This window comes from Methanospirillum sp., assembly GCF_035406105.1.
GTDB lineage: Archaea > Halobacteriota > Methanomicrobia > Methanomicrobiales > Methanospirillaceae > Methanospirillum.
Genome location: NZ_DAONKG010000019.1, coordinates 1 through 18,771 on the forward strand (window position 1 = coordinate 1; position 18,771 = coordinate 18,771).

Genomic DNA, 18,771 nt, shown 5'->3' on the forward strand with positions numbered 1-18,771 from the left:
TCATCATCATATCAGCCCCCGCCCAGAGGATAAGCACCCAGCCGGCATACCAAAACAGGAACTGACTATAAATTCCTGCTGCCCGGATACACTGTATCCCAAACAGGATTTTATACAGACAAAATGGCACACCGATTGTCAAAGAGAGAAATACCGGCCTGATAAAAAAAGATGATGGAATATCCTGCCTACTCATGCTCATCGGTTGTGCATCCCTGATTTTTCCATCCCCATTATCATGCGTACCCTATGGTTACAGATAATTATTCTCCTGACTCTTCATAGAGAAGGGTAAAGTACCGGGATTCAAAGATGGTAAGTAATGGCCAAAGGAAGAGGGCAATAATAAAGCCAATGAATGGAGCTTCCATCACAAGATTAATACCAAATCCGATAATGAGGGAAATTACATAGATGATTACCAGGGCAACAAGATACGTGCTCCATCCAATCTTTTGAATAGTCCTGATAATCTCCCTGATATTAAAAGCCTCAACAAATCGGTTCATCCTGGCCATTCTGATTATACCGATTGTACATATCAGTGTGATAATGATCCACAGGATAATTGCGACAATAATTCCTCCAATAACAGGCATAACATATGGAATAAACGTATCAAACTGAATAGTATGCGATTTTGATGTGACCTGCCGGATCAATTCCATAAAAACCGGAAAAAATGTCAATATAAGTACTATAATTATGGGAATTGAATAAATCAGACCTGCAAACAGGTATTTTAATCCGTCAATAAACCGCCTTACCCAGTCATTACACTCCTGCGGGTGCGGATTGCCACGGAAAATATCCATAATATATCCTCCCAGAAGAGGGAACAGGATAGTCCAGACTGCCAATAATATCCACCGTTTCCAGTTCCCCCATACCGTGTCATGGGTAAACTGTGCAGATTCATACAATGCTTTTTTGTAATCCATGATATGTCAGGAGAAGGTTAGAACAGGTCTCATATAAGGATATCCTATCAGATTTTCAATAAAGAACCTGAATCCTGAACAATTTAATCAGGAAATCATTTAATAGTTCCCACGTACAAGTATTATTCACTATCTTGTATTGTAAGATACCTCAAAACACAAGGAAGCTGATAATTCACACATGATTGTATGGTATTCTGATGAAACACAATCAGGAACAGTTGGGGCCGGTGAATGAACGCGCAATTCAAGAAGGGTATACTGGACATGTGTGTTATGGCGCTACTAGGATTTCGTGACCGGTACGGGTATGAACTGGTTCATGAAATATCACAGCGGTTTGAGATTTCTGAAGGGAGTATCTACCCGCTTCTTCGTCGTCTCTTAACCGAAGGGTATGTGACTACGTATCTTCAGGAGTCAGGTGAAGGACCTGCACGAAAATACTACTCACTGACTGAGCAGGGAATCGCAGCACGTGATGAATTAATCCGGGAATGGAGAATTTTTTCAACTGCGGTTAATGATCTCATCGGAGAAATGGCCAATGCAGAAGGATGAATATCTGAAAAAACTCGCTTCTGCATTATCAGGAATACCTGATGCACAAAAGAAGGACATACTTGCAGATTATGCTGAACATTTTGAGATGGGAGTTCTGGATGGAAGAAGTGAAGAAGAGATATCAGAGGCACTCGGAGATCCACGAACTATCGGCCGGGAATATACAGCAGCAGCACTTGTGAAAAATGCTGAGGCTGACCCGTCTGCAGGGGGACTTGGCAGGGCAATCCTAGCAACAATCGGACTTGGTTTGTTCAATCTGATCGTAGTACTTATCCCATTGATATGTATCATTATGGTTCTTGCAGTTTTGTTCCTTATTGGGTTTTCACTCTGTTGTGCCGGGCCAATTCTTACTGGAGGTGCTGTTCTTGAACTCCTTGGTATCGTTTCAGGAGTCCTTTTCTTCTCTGCTCCGGCAGCCGTATTCCTTGGAATCGGAATAACATGCCTTGGATTACTCATATTAATCATGGAGTACTGGCTGATCAGGGTGTTGTACCGGATTGGGATTAGATATCTGAAATGGAATATTGCTGTCATTCATGGGAGTGAACAGATATGATCTGTACTCTGCCGTCCACACGACAGATCTTCTGCTGGCTGTTCCTCATCATGATACTCAGTTTTGGCCTTGGAGGAATAGTATTACTTATCGAATCAGATAAAACCAAACCGGATCTGGAGGAGTCATCTGATTTTCGTATTCCATATGATGGCATTGAAACCGTACGAATGAATCTCAAAGTGGATACGGGAACAATCAATATTACCGATGGATCAATGGAGGAAATACTCTCCGGAAAAGTCCATGCCGATACAAACCATTACCTTCCCCGTCTCACTCATGCAATAACCAACAAAACCTTGTTTGCCTCTGTTGATCGTCATTCGGATCTCTTTCATGAGATGATCGGAGGAGAGGAAAAATGGGATATCCGGTTAGGGAACCAGATCCCGATGAGTCTGATGATCTCTGTCGGGGCAGGGGATATTCATATGGCACCAGGAGATGCACAGATTTCAGAACTGGCCCTTGAATCAGGAGCAGGATCAATCTTTCTGAATATCACCGCATGGAAAGGAAAAGATCTCCCCATCCGCATAGAAAACGGAGCTGGTGATATTACCATTCTGTTTCCGGACCAGTCACATGTCTCTGTTTCCCTTGACAGGGGCCTTGGAAATCTGCTTTTAACAGGATTTTCAGGAAATGCTCACGGATACTATCATACAACAGACAAACCGGATGCACCTGTCATTCATGTTACCATCTCTCAGGGGCTCGGTGATGTTACGTTACGAACGGAGAATGCCATGAAAAAATGATAATTGAAATAAATCTCTGAATTTTGGAGAGTATTCAACGCATTGATATATGAACACAGCACATCAGACTACATGACAATGATGATAAAAGTCCCTCATACAACAAAAAAATACGGATATGTATTATCCGTGACACTTATCCTACTTCTCCTGGCAGGAGTGTTTCCCCTGGTATCAGCCTCACCACAGGTGTCAGTTATCGTGGCTGATTATAAGGTATCTCCGGCAGTGCTGCTTCCTGGTGAGGAAGGAACATTAACAGTAACCCTGAAGAGTATTACAAGCGGCACAACGACCAGTTCAGTATCATACGGACAGGATGTCAGTCAGACTACGACCAGTATCACCCCCTATATTGACAGTGTCATCCTAAAGTCCAAAGATTTTGAGGTATTAGGCGGGGACTCCAAATTTGAAGGAAATATCGGACCAGATCAGCCTGTCCCGGTAACCTTCCTGATCCGTGCCCCGCAAAAAAGTGGCATGTATTTTCCCGAAGTCTGGATACGTGTCAGAGATGGACAAAGTCTCAAATATCCGGTGCCGGTGAACGTCAATACCCAGTTATCAGTTCTAAGAACACCCTCACTTGCACTTGAAAATACATTTCCTGAACCAGTAAAACCAGGGACGAAAGTTGAGGGTACTATCAGAATTATGAATGAAGGTTCAACGCAGGCTGACAATATCCGGGTGTTTGTAAATGGCACTCCACCGGTGGCCATACCAGCGGGTATCAGCTCGTTCATGATAGATCGGCTTGGTTCCGGGATGTACCGTGAAAAAAACCTTTCCCTGCTTATTGACAAGAATACCCAGTCTGGAATTATCGAAGTTCCGGTCAGGATGTCATATGCCCTCCTTGATGGAACGATCATCGAAGACTCCGGTTCTATCGGTCTTGATGTCAGAGGAGAGTCTGAAATCAGTATAACCTCCGTTGAAACAACCCCATCACGGGTAAAACCCGGAGAACCATTTGATCTTATCATCAGAGTTCAGAATACCGGAACCGGTGAGGCAAAATCTGTCAGTGCTACCGTCAACCTTCCGATCAAAGGGGCAAAAGAGGCATTTATTGGCCGTATAAAAGCGGGAAATGACGCTCCGGCCACCTTTGTTCTGGAAGGCACAGAGGCAGGTGAATATGCTTATCATACCACCATCACCTATGTGGATGACTGGGGTACACATACCCTTGAAAAGGATCTCGTGCTTACGGTTGCAGATGGTGGTGACTCTTCTGCAATGATCATCCTGATCCTGCTGATACTCGGTGCCGGTGCAGGAGGATTCTGGTATATGAGGCGTAAAAACGAGGATGACTGATGCTTCTTGACCTTAGGGTTTCATTTTTTTTAGCACTCAGGGGAATTCTCAGAGGGAGCAGGGGGAGTTTGTACCTGACGGTATTGATCATTGCCATGGTCTTTACCAACATGATCTTCATGCCCTCAATTATTCTGGGATTTATCAAAGTCGCTGAAGATCAGATCATTACGTATCAGACCGGAAATATTCTCATCTCCCCACATGAGGATGAATTATATATCGAGGATGTATTCTCGTTACTTGAAAAGATAAATCGGATTCCCGGTGTGATCAGGGCTTCAGCCCATTATGGAACCGGAGTAACGCTCCGATATAAAGCAAACAGCCTGGGATCGACCGTTGTAGCAATAAAGCCGGATGATGAACGACTCGTCACCGATGTATATCGCAAGATGGTGGATGGAGATTATCTTGCTGATGGAGAACTTGACGAGATAATTATCGGTATTCAGACATCAGGACATAAAGACAATAGCCTTGACATGGGACCCACTCTTGGGTATCTGAAAGCAGGGGATCCGGTTACAGTGGAGTATACAAACGGCGTAACAAAGGTCTACCATGTGAAAGGAATCATCGAGACCGGTTCATATTATGCGGATCAGGGGGCCTATATCACCTGGGATGAACTTGAATCGGTCTTTGGCCGGAAGGTGGATTATGCAACTGATGTTATCATTAAGACAGACCTGGATGCATATGAGCCTCTTGTAAAAACACAGATATACCGGTATGGTATCAGGGAAAAAGTTCAGACCTGGCAGGACATTCTGGAAGAAGCCATGGGCCGGGCGGTTCAGAACTTTGCCATGTTAAACTCGATAACCATTGTGGTCTCCCTGATTATTGCAATCGTTGTGCTGTTTATTGTCATCATGATTAAGACATTAAACAGCAGGCGACAGATTGGTGTCTTAAAGGCGCTTGGCGTAGAGAAGAGTATCATAATTCATAATTATGTATTTCAGGTCCTCATCCTGACGACATTCGGTGTTATCGTCGGAATAACCCTTGTGGAATCAATGGTCGCTATACTCACCGTGTATCCATTTCAGTTTCCTGATGGATCGGTCACGCCTGTGGTTGCAACATCAGATCTTATCAATAATACTATCATGCTGTATATTGCTTCATGTATTGCAGGCTATATCCCGGCATGGCGGGTGGCATCTGAAGACATCCTGACTGCTATGAGGAGCTGACATGATTATCGCTGAAAACCTGACCCGAATTTATGAAATGGGGAAAGTAACCGTCCATGCATTGCGGGGTGTTTCCCTGACCATTCAGAAGGGTGAATTTGTAGGGATTATGGGCGCAAGTGGGTCAGGAAAGTCCACCTTGCTCCATCTTCTCGGACTTCTTGACAAACCCACTGATGGAAAGATTATTCTTGGCGGTATTGATGTGAAAACCTTAAATGACCGGCAAAGAACCCGTTTCAGACTGAAAAGACTAGGGTATGTCTTTCAGGATTACGCCCTTGTTCCTGAACTGACCGTTGAAGAGAACGTATATCTGACCTCGATGATACGCGGAACATCGAAAGAAGAGTATCAGGCACAGACATACGAAATCCTTGAACGGATTGGGCTTGCTGATCGCCTGACGCACAAACACAATGAACTCTCTGGTGGTCAGCAACAACGGGTAGCGATTGCCCGGGCGATGGTGAATAAACCAGAGATTCTCTTTGCTGATGAGCCATGTGCAAATCTGGACTCAGAGAGTTCGAGGAATGTCCTTGATCTCTTTAAGCAGATTAACAGGGAGATGGCCCAGACTATTGTTATGGTCTCTCATGAGGACTGGCATATGGAATATTTTGACCGGATAATAGTTCTTCGTGACGGGCAATTAATTTCCGATGGTCCTCCACCAGAAGAGATTCTGGAAAAAGCGTGTAAATATAAATGATTACAGGAATTTATCCAGTATTCCGGTGATCATTCCCATTTCCTCACCGCTTAATCCAAGAGCTGGAAGAGCAGTTTTTATAAGAGTCCCGACTGCCTTTTTTCCTTCAGGTGTTCCTACCATCTTTTTTATGGTGTTTACTCCATCGGGAGAAGAAATAAAGTCCATTATCATTTTCTGGCCTTCAGGCGAGGAAAGAAATTGTTTGGCCATGTTTTCCATTCCGAACATACTGTGATAATTAACATACGAGGTATTAGTGCATATCGGTTTTTGCAAATCCTACAGCAGTGGAGTATAAATACATATTTTGTCAATTAAACCATGCCGTCACAGGAAAAGCGACCTACTCGAACTTTGGAGTATATGGTCAAAAAGCCTTAAATGGAATTGGTGGATTGACAAATGTTGATTTAACTGGTACCGCGGATAAATTTTTACCAGATAATCCTCATGCAAAGTATCTCTATGTCGCTAAAGTAGCACGGGAAGAAGATCCGGATATGGTCACATTAGTAGTTCCCTCCGGAGTAGGACCATATGGTATCGAACCTGATGAATCCTGCTTTATCGGGTTTAGAATATATGTAGAACCAGAAACAGGAGTAGGTCCGTCATGGAGTGAAATTCTGTATGATCAGGCAATAAAAATCAACCCCTGATATCTCTGGAATTCCTTTTTTTTAACCTCTCATGAAACATCCGGGTTGCCTCCTTCCGGAGTATTCTTTTTCTACTGATTAACTTCCATAAGTGATAATGTCCTCACAGGTTTACTCATTACATCCTGAATCATATCAGCAAATGTATCCTTATAATTAATCAGATTATTTCTTGTGGATTTTTCATATATCGAAAGTCATATAGTTCAGATGGGAATAGAACAAGAGTTTGAAACTTCTGATTTTCATGTTGAAGCCTTTGATCTCTTAAATAACCGAGTCCCTGCAGATTCTGGAGTTGCTTTTATTACTGCCATCTACTCGGCAATCAGGTCACATCCCGTCAGACCGGGAATTGTGATTCTCGGAGATATCAGTATCCAGGGTAATATCAAAGCTTTCCCTTCGTTCCGACATTCGGCACCAAAAAATTAACGCATACTATTTTTCAATACGAGGCCCTGACAATCGAACAATTTCTCTTAATTCATCTGTGAAATTTAGAATTCGCACAATTATTCTGGAATTATCAATTTCCTTAATCTGCCTCATACACCCTGGGAAATTATTTTGAATCCTGTAATATCAGAGAAAGATGTTTATTGCTCATAAAATAAAATCCTATAATGAATTTTAATAATCGTATTGATCATCATAAAACTAACCATTCTCTGTGAAAAAGATGAAGAGGGACATTTCGTTATGGAGTGTCCTGAACTTTTAGGCTGCCTGAGTGAAGGAGAAACCCTCGAAGAAGCTCTGGAGTCTATCAATGAAGCAATCGCCGGCTGTATTACCAGTCGGATTAAAATTGCTACATGCAAACTTCTGAATAATAATCCAGAAAATTTCTCCTTCTCTTTTGAGATCCCTGAAAGTACCCATGCCTAAATTACCCAGGGCATCAGGCGATCTCCATGTTGCAGCTTTTAAAAGAGCCGGTTGGATAGTGAACCATATCGAAGGCAGTCATTATATCCTGATTAAAGAAGGAAGCCCAGTACATCTGTCGATCCCTGTGCATTCAGGAAAAGAACTGGGGCCAGGATTACTTCGGAAGTAAATCCGTACAAACGGGCTGACAAATGAATATATCTGGAATTCTTTCATAGGTGACTATCAATATCTCTCCTTCTTTGAAGAACCGGATCACAGGTATTAAACTTGAATGGAGGATGATTTATCCTCACGCATCACACCTATTGTCGTTTCGGGAAAACTAATTCCATACTGCAATAATTCAGGAACCATTAGATACTGTTCCCAAAATTACCGGAACCAGATGCATAACAGGATGTATCAGTATAGGCAAACCCACTGAGAACACCCGGAATCATAGCGGGAATTACAAATGACCTAACAGATAGACAATTCTTTCTCATGTCAAAACCCTATGATAAACGGGCAAAAAGTGACCGGGATCAAGAGTCCTTGAAATAAACGTTGGGAAAAAAAATCAGAAACCCGAAGACAACATGCGATTATATAGAAGAAAAGAAGAAGAACCCCCGTCCAATCATCAGGCTTGGCGGCATAACGATCCGGGCAGAGGTATATTTTAGGTATAGATTTATTGGGATATCATTATTTCTGTTCCCATAGCCGGAGGGTTTCAAGTCGTATTTATCACCTAGTGTTTGATCATGTCATTTTCATCCCGGACCGTGATTAATTCAAACGGACTTCATATCCTTGTAACCGGTGAAAAGACCTTAAGCAGAGATGAAGTACTTGTATGTCAGCAGATATGGGAATAATTATCACCGGTCTATGTGGTCATACCCTATGCAACCTGGATCAGGTTTACTTCATCCGCAAACAGGAGAAACCCGGGGATGCTTCTGGTTCTCATCAAATTCATAGCCTGTCTCTGCCAGTAACAGCATGAAAAACACAGATACACAGGCAGACGGTCATTTATGCAAATATCGATGATTTTAGGTATACAAACCGGATATACTAGGCATTAAATGGTGAATCGGGAAGTCAGATAACAAAACTGACCAGAAGTGAATCAGACCTCATTTCAGTTCTAAGGATTGGAAAACGTGAGTTCTGCGGTAGAACTCTCTAAACTCACCGGTTCTTCACAATGGACTATCAGGAAACAGATCTGCGGATATAATAGGTATGGAAAGGATTACTCAGGACTCCGGGAAAAGGTGTTCGTCTTATTATCGTGCGAAACCAGGATCTTTTTATGATGAAAGAGATTAAGAATCAGGTAAATGATGAGATTTTCGGCATTTCTCTAAACAAAGGATGGTAAAATTTTATCAAAAGGTCAATAAAAAGATTTTAAGAGAGTTTTAATCTCCCCATTTCATCAAGCGTCTGCATTCAGCCAGGTAATCCTGGTCGTACCTGATTGAGTCAAATACCTGTTTCATAATTGGGCCATCTTCAGCAATAGTTGCAGCAGGTCCATAAAATCCCCAGAGATACGCAACAACCGTCCCGACATAGATATCATATGTCCCAACCGTCAAATATGCGATAACCGGAACTCCGTTTATTTTTAGAGAGACTTCCATTGGTTTGACATGAATACCGCCAAAGGCACTGATGCCACTTACATCGGTATCAGTATATCGCAAAATCTGTACATTATCAACCACCTTTCCTCCCAACGCAAGATCCTGGCTGAAATAGTTCTCTACATATTGTTCGGGGGTTGTCCCATAGGGAAGAAGATTCGGATATTGATGTAATTGAGAAAGAAACATAATACCATAGGTTGGGTCTTGTGGATTAGTTATGCTTATCCCGAGACACTGAAAATTATCAATATTCCATCCAGCCGGAAGCAGCATTGTCAATGCACCCGGTACCTCATGTGCCCTGAGTACAGGAACTGCAGCAGTAGAACCTCCTGCCATTAATCCGAAACATATCAGCAGGAGTATGATCTGGATATGTACCTGATCTGTCATGGTCTCTCACCGTGGGTATATCAATGACTGTAGTCTTCAATGTTTCCAGTGAGAAACTGATATTGAGTATAAGAATATTATCAACAGGAATTAATTTGAAGATATCTGGGTAAATATAGCGAAATCTAAATGTAATAACAATGGATCTCGATAAAATTCTTTTGCCTGACAAAATTGACTCGACAACAGTTCGGTCAGAAAATTTCAATTTGAAAACCAAACATTTAATACCTTTATAAAGATGAATGGTGAAAGATGAGATCGAATTTTCATAATTTTCACCGAGGTCCCGTTATATGAAAATCGCCGTCACAGGGAAAGGAGGGGTTGGAAAGACATTCATTTCCGGGACCCTTGCATGCCAGTATGCCAGTGAAGGGACGAGAACTATTGCAATTGATGCAGATACATCACCAAATCTTGCATTGACATTTGGCTTGACTCAGGAAAAACTAGAAAAAATTACACCAATAGCCGAAAATATTCCCCTCATTGAGGAAAAGACGAAGACTGACTTTCCGGGAGTATTTAAGTTGGTATTCCCGGTTGATGATATCATCCAGTCCCAGTCGGTTATGACACCATGCGGAGTATCACTGCTTGTTATGGGAACTGTCCAGGCGATGGGATCCGGGTGTGCCTGCCCGGCATACAGTGTTGTCAGGACACTTATCAGCCATCTTATGACTTCTGATGAAGTCGTAATACTGGATATGGAAGCAGGGATAGAGCATCTTGGTAGAGGGACTGCAGAGCATGTTGACGTGATGCTGGTTGTTACTGATGCTCACCAGGCGTCTTTGGTAACTGCTGAACGGATTGTCCGTCTTGCCCGTGACGGGGGCATTCCATTGATTGCTCTTGTTGGAAACCGGGTCCTGGATTCAGAAACCAAAGAGCAAATAGTGAGGATGGCTTCATCAGCTCAGGTTCCGGTTGCAGCACTTATACCCTATGACGGAGAGATTCTCAATGCCGGGATCAGAGGAATTTCACCAGTTACCCTTACCACTCCGGCAACACGAGCGATCAGCGTTCTTAGGCATTGGATTGAAGGAGCACTATCATAATGAAGACCATTGTTATTATGGGCCGGGGAGGGACCGGAAAAACCTCATTTGTGAGTCTTATTGCAGATTATTTTATCAGAACTCATCAAACACCCCTGTTATTGGTAGACCTTGATCCGGATCAGAGTCTGGGCGAGATGATAGGAGTCGATCTTGCAGATGAAGGGAAGAAAAGCATTGCAGAACTCATCGAAGAGACCTTTATCGAAAAAGGGGGAACAACCATCGGAATACCACCATCTGAACGGATTGAACAGAGAATCTGGCAGGATGGTATGTATGAAGGTGAATCATTTGATTTCATCGCCATCGGCACAAAATGGGTGGAGGGTTGTTATTGCATGCCTGATGCTGCCCTTCGTGATGCTCTTTCCCGACTTATCAAACAATACCGCTATGTCATTATAGATGCACCAGGAGGATTGGAACATTTAAACCGACGGGTTACTGCGCAGGTTCATGATATCATTGACGTCCTTGGACCGTCAGCCAAATCATTTGCTCATCTGGCACGGGCAAAAAAAATTGCAGATGAATGCGGAATTCAGTATGACCGGTTTATGTCGGTAGGGGGGTTTTTATTCCCTGAAGAGCTTGTTGAAAAAGCACAATCTGTTCCTGATATCACATATCTTGGAAAGATATCATTTGATGAGGACGTACTCAAACGAACAATTACAGGACAAAAACTATTGGGGAGTCCTTCTGAAAATCCAGGTCCGGCTTCTATAGAGAAAATAATTAAAAATGCCGAATATTCATAATATTTCCATGGTTGGTGTACATGAAGAATGATCAACAGAGGTAAATCATTAAACCATAATGAATTGCTACTTATGAGAAGCAACTTTCCGGCCGGATACCTGTGAACAGAAAAAATATTCATATACGTGTGAGCGAAGCGAAAAGCTCTACCGGATCCGTAAAGGATCTGGACATTCAGATAGGCACGATCAAGGGAGAACAATGGGACGAAAAGGAAGGGCCAACACCTTTCCCTGATCATACCGCACTCCGAAACTGGGACAGGATGCTCCTTACCCGGTACAAACCATTGTACATTCCTTTTTGTGATCTCTGCTGTTTATGTACCTATGGAAAGTGTGACCTTTCCGGGGGGAAGAGGGGAGCATGCGGGATTGGTATGGAGGCTCAGCAATCTCGTATTGTGCTTCTTGCCGCCTGTATCGGGGCAGCGACTCATATCAGTCATGGACGGCATCTGGTACATCATCTTATACACATAAAAGGCAGGCGAACCCCTCTTGATGTGGGAGGCTTGAATGTCGATGTTGAAGCACCTATGATTCGCCTGGTTTGTGGAATAAAACCACAGACACTTGGAGATCTTGAGATCGTTCTTGATTACCTTGAAAGTCAGGTGACCGAACTTTTGGCTGCTGCTCATACCGGTCAGGAGAGCGATCCCCTCGATTTTGAATCCAAGGTCTTTCATGCCGGTATGCTCGATCATGTTGGGCTTGAACTTGCAGATATCGCACAAATTTCGGCATTTAATCTCCCAAAAGCTGACCCTGATGCTGCTTTGATCGATCTTGGTCTTGGAACAATTGACCCTGAAAAACCAGTCATCCTCGTGATTGGACATAATGTTCCACCGGCTATTGATATTATCAATTATTCACGCAATCATGGACTAGCCGGAACAATCGAAGTAACCGGTATCTGTTGCACGGCAATCGATCTTACGAGGTATGACCCAAGTGCAAAAATTGTCGGCCCTATCTCATGGCAGCTCCGGTATATCCGAAGTGGCATTCCGGACCTTATTGTCGTGGATGAACAATGTGTCAGGGCAGATCTTCTGATTGAAGCAGGAAATATTCAGTCACCGCTTATTGCCACCAGTTCGAAGAACTGTGCGGGTCTTGCAGACCGGACCGATGATGACCCTGATGCGATTGTTGCCGACCTGATATCAGGCACGGTGCCGGGAGTCCTTATCCTTGATTCACAAAAGGTGGGTGAGGTTGCAGTCCGGGCAGCTATTCAGTCACATGCTATCAGAAAGAAGAAAAAGCAAGGTGTCATACCAACCTCTGAAGAACTGATTGAACTTGCCAAACGGTGCGGGGGGTGTATGGAGTGTACTCGTGCCTGTCCGAATGAGACACCACTCCCGGACGCAATGAAACAGGCAGCTGGTGGTGATCTCTCACACCTTGCTGCGATATATGAACGGTGTATCGGATGCGGACGATGCGATGATGTATGCAATAAAGGAATCCCCATCCACAGTTCTCTCGTAGCAGCTGCACAGGAACGTGTATGTGAGGAGAAATACACCGTCCGGGCAGGGAGAGGGGCAATTCAGGATATCGAGATTCGCGAAGTCGGAGGCCCGATTGTTCTTGGGGAGATTCCAGGCGTCGTTGCTTTTGTCGGATGTGCCAATTTTCCCAATGGGGCATCTGAAGTTGCCGAGATGGCACGTGAATTTGCAAAACGAAGATATATCTCCGTTGCATCTGGATGTTCGGCAATGGCAATCGGGATGTACCGCAATGAAGATGGTCAGACCCCCTATGAAGAGTTTCACGGCCGGTTTGATGCCGGTGGTATTGTAAACGTCGGTTCTTGTGTATCAAACGCCCATATTGCTGGTGCGGCCATAAAAATAGCAAGTATTTTTGCAAAAAGGCCATTACGGGGTAACTATGAAGAGATTGCCGATTATGTGTATAATCGCGTCGGTGCAGTCGGGGTTGCATGGGGAGCGATGTCGCAGAAAGCTGCAGCGATTGCAGCAGGATTCTGGCGTCTTGGCATTCCCGTTATCGTTGGTCCGCATGGGGCTAAATATCGCCGGATGCTTTTGGGAAGGAAGGATCATGAAGATGACTGGTATGTATATGATTCCAGATCCGGAGAGAAAGTTTTGGTCGGTCCGGTACCAGAGCATCTTTTCGTAACCGCCGAGACAAAAGAGGAGGCTATGGTTCTCATCGCAAAACTCTGTATGAGACCGAATGATACCTCGCGTGGCAGGTCCATGAAACTGACCCATTATATTGATCTCTACCAGCGGCTCTATGGGATACTGCCTGATGACATTCACCTCTTTATCCGGTCTCAGGCAGATATTCCCATCACCATGAAGGAGGAACTCCTCCCGCTTCTTGCAGAGAAAGGTCTGAAAGAAAGGCCAATTCCTGACCCCACACTTCTGAAGTCTCAAATCCGTACCCGTAAAGGAGGGGTATGATGCCTGCTCAGGAAGCCTGGATCAGGTCCGAGATGGGCGGCACCAGACAGGCGCTTGTCATTACAAAACCTGATGTTCTCATATCCCTGATAAAAAAAGCAAAACATCCTCTTATCATTATCGGTCATGAATCACTGACCGACAGCTCGAGGACAGACGTTATCATCAGACTTGTATCTGTTCTGCATGAATCCCTGAATATTCCGATCATCTGCACATCGCACATTGCAGGACAACTTTTGTCACGAGGGCTTGATGTATCAGGAGTATATGGAAGTATGGAGATACTTGACCGCCTCAGGGATCCCACCTGGGAAGGTCTTGACGGAAACGGGCAGTATGATCTGGTGTGCATTATCGGATTCTCATATGCACTCGGTTCGCTTCTGTTTTCAGGGCTGAAACAGAATGCTCCTCAAACAAAAATAATCTCCCTTGATCCGAGATATTATCCGCATGCACACTGGTCATATGGGAATATGAAGCATATCACTTGGAAAGAAGAGACAGAACGTCTGATTGATCATATCCAATCAGAGCATATGCATCAGGGAGAAGAGAAAGCACATGTTTGAAGATATTCCGGTTGAAGTAGGACTCATCCATGAAGGGGAGCGCATCAGAAAAGAGGAGATGAGGGTTGAACTGGGAGGGCCGAAAGTATCCGAAAAATTTGAACTTGTTCTGGTAAAAAAACCTGATGAGATAACTGACGGAAAAGTAACGATTATCGGGCCTGATTTATCCGACCTTGAAGAAGGGAAAAGTTATCCATTTGGAATCCTGGTTGAGGTTGCAGGGGAGAAACTGGAAGAGGATCTGGAAGGTGTCCTTGAGCGTCGCATTCATGAATATCTGAACTATATCCAGGGAGTCATGCATCTGAACCAGCGGTATGATCTCTGGGTGCGGGTTGGAAAGCGATCATTTGCCAAAGGACTCACGTCATTTCACCAGATTGGCAGTGTACTTATCAGTTTATACCGGAGCGAGCTTCCCATCATCCAAAAGATTCAGATCACTTTCTTTACAGGAGGAGAGGAGTTTTTAAAGACATATACCCAGGCACGGGAGCGGTATGAAGAACGTGATGCACGGGCACGGGGACTGCTCGATGAAGAGGTGGATACCTTTTACGGGTGTGCCCTCTGTCAGTCTTTTGCCCCATCCCATATCTGTGTGATTACCCCTCAGCGATACGCAAACTGTGGGGCCATCAGCTGGTTTGACGGGAGGGCTGCGGCAAGAATGGATCCTGAAGGACCCATCTTTCCCATAGCAAAAGGAGATGTGCTAGATGCAGAACATGGCGAATATTCGGGAGTCAATGAACATGCTTCAAAGCGTTCGATGGGAGAGGTTGACCGCGTCTGGCTCTACTCTGCATTCGGTTATCCCCATACATCATGCGGATGTTTTGAAGCCATCGCTTTTTACATCCCTGAAGTTGAAGGCTTTGGCATTGTTCACCGCCGGTTTTCAGGCCCTACCGTCAATGGTCTGCCATTCTCAACCCTTGCTGATTCAACAGCCGGAGGACGGCAGGTGGAAGGTTTTCATGGTATATCCCTTGAATATATGCGATCAGTCAAATTCTTACAGGCTGACGGAGGATGGAAAGCAGTTGTCTGGATGCCGGCAGAGATTAAAGAGATGCTCCAGGGAATTATTCCGCAGGATATTGCACCTGCTATTGCAACCGAAAAGGATGCCAGTGATATTGAATCCCTGAAAACATTTCTTTCCAGTCAGCATCATCCCGTTGTTTCAAAATGGATCATACCTGAAGAGATTGAAGAACCAGCATCAGAAATATCAGAACCTGCACCGGTCATGTCCATTGGGGAACTGCCGCTCATGGCAGGCGGAATAAAAATTATCCTGAAAAATGCCAGGATTTATGCCGAACGAGTGATTATCCAGCCTGCGGATTCACATTCCACAAAAAGGGGAGGGAAAAATGTCTGATCAGGATAAACAAGATTTTTCCGGTATCATTCGGATGCTCGGTCCCGGTCTTGCTGAACTCTTCTCTGGAAGGCAGATTGAACTTGAGCATGTTGAACTGGAACTTGGTGAACTTGAGCTCTGGCTTCCCCTTGGAGGGATAGTACCTGCAGGGATCCACCCCCCGTTAAAAGGAGATGTGATGCCTGATGGAAAACCATCATTAACGGTTCTTCCACGGCCTGAAGACCTTATTGTGGAGCAATTCCGGATTGAGCCGGATGTGTTTCCATCGCAGATTCGAGAGGTCACCCTTGGAGCAACAAAAACCGAGGGAGGAACCCGGGCAAGAACGGTGACTGTCGGAGGATCGACATCAATTCCCTTTACCCACCCGGATTCGCCACCAGTCCACCCTCCGGTCATCTCTCTGGATGTCTTTGATACCCGGGTCCCGATGCCAAAAGCCCTCAAAAGTCATCTGACCGACGTGATAGATGATCCAGCAGCATGGGCACGAATGAATGTTGAGCAGTTCGGGGCTGATATGGTCACCGTACATCTCCTCTCGACGGATCCGCTCATTCAGAACAGATCTCCCCGTGAAGCATCACGAACGGTTGAGGAAGTTCTGCAGGCTGTTGATGTTCCTCTTATCATCGGTGGATGCGGGGATCCAAAAAAGGATGCAGAGACCTTTACCGAGATTGCAGCGATGGCTGAAGGAGAACGACTGCTTCTCAACTCGGTCACCTCGGATATGGCAGATGCCAAAACACTTGAACCGGTCTGCAAGGCCGCAGACAAACATGGTCATTGTCTGCTTGCATTTACCGGGCTTGACCTTAATAGTGCAAAGGAGCTGAATCGACGAATATATCAATATTTCCCTCCGGAACGGCTTTTGATTGACCTGACTACAGTCGCCCTTGGATATGGTCTTGAATATTCCTTTTCAATCCATGAACGGGCACGGTTTGCAGCATTAATGGGGGATATGGAACTCTCTCATCCAACCATCTCTGCCTGTACGAATGCCTGGTCAGCCCGGGAAGCATGGATGGATCTGGGCCCGGAATTTGGGAAAAACGATCTCAGGGGGCCATTATGGGAGACCATCGGGGGGCTTACTTTGCTGCTTGCCGGTGTGGATATCTTTTTAATGATGCATCCACTGGCAGTCACAACCCTTCGTGAGGTTGCAGGACGGCTTATGCGAAAGACAGACGAAAAAGAAGGATGTGCTGACTGGGTATCCATACCGATGTGAGGTGGACAGGATGACCGATGAACACAGAAAAAGTATCCGTGAGATCAGTCCCATTGACGTGTACAAACTCCTGCCACGAACGAATTGTGCAGCATGTGGTGAACCCAACTGTATGGCGTTTGCAACCAGGGTCGTCAACGGTGAAGCAGTCATTGAAGGGTGTCCCCCCCTTCTGACAAAAAAATATGAGAAGGATCTGAAAAAACTTTTACATCTCCTTGCCCCTCCGGTTCGTACGATTCATTTTGGGACCGATACCCATCGTCTGGCGGTAGGGGGAAAACATGTCTTGTACAGGCATGAATTCACCTATCAGAACCCCCCGCCCATTGCTATCGATATTGCCGATGATTTGAATGACGAACAGATTAATGAAAGAATTTCAAAAATTCAGGATTTCAAATACACATACATCGGCAGAACTCTAACACTTGATGCACTTGCGATTCGTTCAGTCACACAAAATCCTGAACGATTCCAGGAAGTCGTCAGGTCTGCATGCAGATATTCTGATCTTCCCCTCATTCTATGCAGCACAAACCCTGCGATTATAAAAGCCGGAATAGCGGTCTGCTCCGAAAGAAAGCCCCTCATTTTCGCAATAACCAGAGATAACTGGAAGGAGATGGGTGAAATTGTGCTCCAGTCCGGATGTCCGATTGTGGTATCCGCACCAGGAGACCTGTCACTCCTCCGTACGCTGGTACGAACATTACAGGAATGGGGTATTGAAGATATGGTCCTTGATCCCGGGACATTTCACAGTGAGAATATTGGAAAAACCATTCATCTCTTTACCACGATTCGAAAGACCGCAATCCGGAATTTTGATACGTTGTTTGGATATCCTCTCCTTGGAACACCAATTTCGGTCTGGAATGGTCAGGAATTATCCGATAATTTAAACCGGTGGCAGGAGGCCTATCTTGCATCCATGCTCATCACCAGGTATGCTGATATCCTCATTATGCACAGCATTGAGGGATGGACGCTTCTTCCCCAGCTAATCTGGCGGTTTGGTCTCTATACTGATCCGAGAAAACCGGTCTCGGTTGATCCCGGCGTTAGAACATTTGGCAATCCTGACAAGAATGCACCGGTTCTTATCACCTCAAATTATGCCCTGACATATTTCACCGTTGAATCAGATATCAAAGCTGCAAAAATTGACTGTTATCTTATCGTTATTGACACCAGCGGACTCTCGGTAGAGGCTGCTGTTGCCGGCAGATATCTGACCGCCTCAAAGATTGCCGAATCATTAAAACAATTCAAGGCTGATTCTTTAGTATCTCACCGGTTTCTTATTATTCCTGGTCTTGCTGCCCGGCTTTCAGGAGAAACTGAGGATGAGACCGGTTGGCGGGTCCTGGTCGGGCCACGGGACTCATCCGGAATTGGACAGATGATTCGAGAGCGTTGGCCTCCATCGGAAGAATAATCGTGAGTTCTTTAGTTTCAATACTTTTTCAGCCGATGAACCGGATGGTGACCGTCGCGGCCGGAACCTCCGTTCTTGATGCCATACGTGAAGCAGGTATTCAGTTTGAGGCGATTTGTGGTGGGAAAGGCACATGCGG

At 44.8% G+C, this 18,771-nt stretch carries 20 protein-coding genes and 1 pseudogene; 17 read left to right on the forward strand and 4 right to left on the reverse strand.

Annotated features, from left to right (window positions below; all coding sequences use genetic code 11):
• Positions 1–196: pseudogene (locus tag PLA23_RS01990) on the reverse strand (hypothetical protein); the annotation flags it as partial.
• A gap of 67 nt (positions 197–263) precedes the next feature.
• The gene (locus tag PLA23_RS01995; RefSeq protein ID WP_324327836.1) at positions 264–941 is read right to left on the reverse strand and encodes a DUF4013 domain-containing protein; all 678 of its coding nucleotides are present in this window, start codon (positions 939–941) and stop codon (positions 264–266) included.
• Between the two features lie 234 nt (positions 942–1,175).
• On the opposite strand from PLA23_RS01995, the gene PLA23_RS02000 reads away from it, so the two are divergent.
• The 6 genes from PLA23_RS02000 to PLA23_RS02025 all read left to right on the forward strand — a co-directional run bounded on the left by PLA23_RS02000 (position 1,176) and on the right by PLA23_RS02025 (position 6,083).
• Positions 1,176–1,502, forward strand: a complete 327-nt coding sequence (locus PLA23_RS02000; protein WP_324327838.1) for a PadR family transcriptional regulator — start codon at positions 1,176–1,178, stop codon at positions 1,500–1,502.
• On the forward strand, positions 1,489–2,070 hold the full coding sequence (locus PLA23_RS02005) for a DUF1700 domain-containing protein (protein WP_324473792.1): 582 nt from the start codon (positions 1,489–1,491) through the stop codon (positions 2,068–2,070). The genes PLA23_RS02000 and PLA23_RS02005 overlap by 14 nt, the downstream gene beginning before the upstream one ends.
• A complete protein-coding gene (locus PLA23_RS02010; RefSeq protein WP_324327842.1) occupies positions 2,067–2,834 on the forward strand; it encodes a toast rack family protein in 768 nt (255 codons plus the stop codon). Before PLA23_RS02005 ends, PLA23_RS02010 begins: the two co-directional genes overlap by 4 nt.
• A gap of 129 nt (positions 2,835–2,963) precedes the next feature.
• Positions 2,964–4,163 (forward strand): COG1361 S-layer family protein, encoded by a 1,200-nt coding sequence (locus tag PLA23_RS02015; protein WP_324327844.1) that lies wholly within the window; start codon positions 2,964–2,966, stop codon positions 4,161–4,163.
• Positions 4,163–5,368 carry an ABC transporter permease gene (locus PLA23_RS02020; RefSeq protein WP_324473793.1) on the forward strand — a complete coding sequence of 402 codons (1,206 nt, stop codon included), beginning with the start codon at positions 4,163–4,165 and terminating at the stop codon, positions 5,366–5,368. The genes PLA23_RS02015 and PLA23_RS02020 overlap by 1 nt, the downstream gene beginning before the upstream one ends.
• A gap of 1 nt (position 5,369) precedes the next feature.
• A complete protein-coding gene (locus PLA23_RS02025; protein WP_324327847.1) occupies positions 5,370–6,083 on the forward strand; it encodes an ABC transporter ATP-binding protein in 714 nt (237 codons plus the stop codon).
• On the opposite strand, the gene PLA23_RS02030 is transcribed toward PLA23_RS02025, so the two are convergent.
• On the reverse strand, positions 6,084–6,314 hold the full coding sequence (locus PLA23_RS02030; protein ID WP_324473795.1) for a hypothetical protein: 231 nt from the start codon (positions 6,312–6,314) through the stop codon (positions 6,084–6,086). It lies immediately after the preceding gene.
• 59 nt (positions 6,315–6,373) lie between these two features.
• On the opposite strand from PLA23_RS02030, the gene PLA23_RS02035 reads away from it, so the two are divergent.
• The 4 genes from PLA23_RS02035 to PLA23_RS02050 all read left to right on the forward strand — a co-directional run bounded on the left by PLA23_RS02035 (position 6,374) and on the right by PLA23_RS02050 (position 7,808).
• Positions 6,374–6,745: a hypothetical protein gene (locus PLA23_RS02035; RefSeq protein WP_324327850.1), complete on the forward strand. Its 372-nt coding sequence runs from the start codon at positions 6,374–6,376 to the stop codon at positions 6,743–6,745.
• 174 nt (positions 6,746–6,919) lie between these two features.
• On the forward strand, positions 6,920–7,180 hold the full coding sequence (locus tag PLA23_RS02040; RefSeq protein WP_324327852.1) for a S16 family serine protease: 261 nt from the start codon (positions 6,920–6,922) through the stop codon (positions 7,178–7,180).
• Between the two features lie 210 nt (positions 7,181–7,390).
• Entirely contained in the window at positions 7,391–7,636 is a 246-nt protein-coding gene (locus PLA23_RS02045) for a type II toxin-antitoxin system HicB family antitoxin (protein ID WP_324327854.1), read from the forward strand.
• A complete protein-coding gene (locus PLA23_RS02050) occupies positions 7,629–7,808 on the forward strand; it encodes a type II toxin-antitoxin system HicA family toxin (RefSeq protein WP_324327856.1) in 180 nt (59 codons plus the stop codon). Before PLA23_RS02045 ends, PLA23_RS02050 begins: the two co-directional genes overlap by 8 nt.
• 1,246 nt (positions 7,809–9,054) lie before the next feature.
• Here PLA23_RS02050 and PLA23_RS02055 read toward each other — a convergent pair.
• Positions 9,055–9,678, reverse strand: a complete 624-nt coding sequence (locus tag PLA23_RS02055; protein ID WP_324473797.1) for a hypothetical protein — start codon at positions 9,676–9,678, stop codon at positions 9,055–9,057.
• Positions 9,679–9,974: 296 nt separating this feature from the next.
• Here PLA23_RS02055 and PLA23_RS02060 point away from each other — a divergent pair, with 296 nt between their 5' ends.
• The 7 genes from PLA23_RS02060 (at position 9,975) to acsC (ending at position 18,632) form a co-directional block, all read left to right on the forward strand.
• Positions 9,975–10,748 carry an ATP-binding protein gene (locus PLA23_RS02060; RefSeq protein WP_324327862.1) on the forward strand — a complete coding sequence of 258 codons (774 nt, stop codon included), beginning with the start codon at positions 9,975–9,977 and terminating at the stop codon, positions 10,746–10,748.
• Positions 10,748–11,512: an ATP-binding protein gene (locus tag PLA23_RS02065; protein ID WP_324327864.1), complete on the forward strand. Its 765-nt coding sequence runs from the start codon at positions 10,748–10,750 to the stop codon at positions 11,510–11,512. Before PLA23_RS02060 ends, PLA23_RS02065 begins: the two co-directional genes overlap by 1 nt.
• A 128-nt stretch (positions 11,513–11,640) precedes the next feature.
• Positions 11,641–13,974: a CO dehydrogenase/acetyl-CoA synthase complex subunit alpha gene (cdhA, locus tag PLA23_RS02070; protein WP_324327866.1), complete on the forward strand. Its 2,334-nt coding sequence runs from the start codon at positions 11,641–11,643 to the stop codon at positions 13,972–13,974.
• A 32-nt stretch (positions 13,975–14,006) separates the two neighbouring features.
• Positions 14,007–14,549, forward strand: a complete 543-nt coding sequence (cdhB, locus tag PLA23_RS02075; RefSeq protein ID WP_324473799.1) for a CO dehydrogenase/acetyl-CoA synthase complex subunit epsilon — start codon at positions 14,007–14,009, stop codon at positions 14,547–14,549.
• Positions 14,542–15,942 (forward strand): CO dehydrogenase/CO-methylating acetyl-CoA synthase complex subunit beta, encoded by a 1,401-nt coding sequence (cdhC, locus tag PLA23_RS02080; protein ID WP_324327870.1) that lies wholly within the window; start codon positions 14,542–14,544, stop codon positions 15,940–15,942. Before cdhB ends, cdhC begins: the two co-directional genes overlap by 8 nt.
• Positions 15,935–17,191, forward strand: a complete 1,257-nt coding sequence (gene cdhD, locus PLA23_RS02085) for a CO dehydrogenase/acetyl-CoA synthase subunit delta (protein WP_324327873.1) — start codon at positions 15,935–15,937, stop codon at positions 17,189–17,191. The genes cdhC and cdhD overlap by 8 nt, the downstream gene beginning before the upstream one ends.
• 10 nt (positions 17,192–17,201) lie before the next feature.
• Positions 17,202–18,632 (forward strand): acetyl-CoA decarbonylase/synthase complex subunit gamma, encoded by a 1,431-nt coding sequence (gene acsC, locus PLA23_RS02090; protein ID WP_324473801.1) that lies wholly within the window; start codon positions 17,202–17,204, stop codon positions 18,630–18,632.
• Positions 18,633–18,771 lie beyond the last annotated feature (139 nt).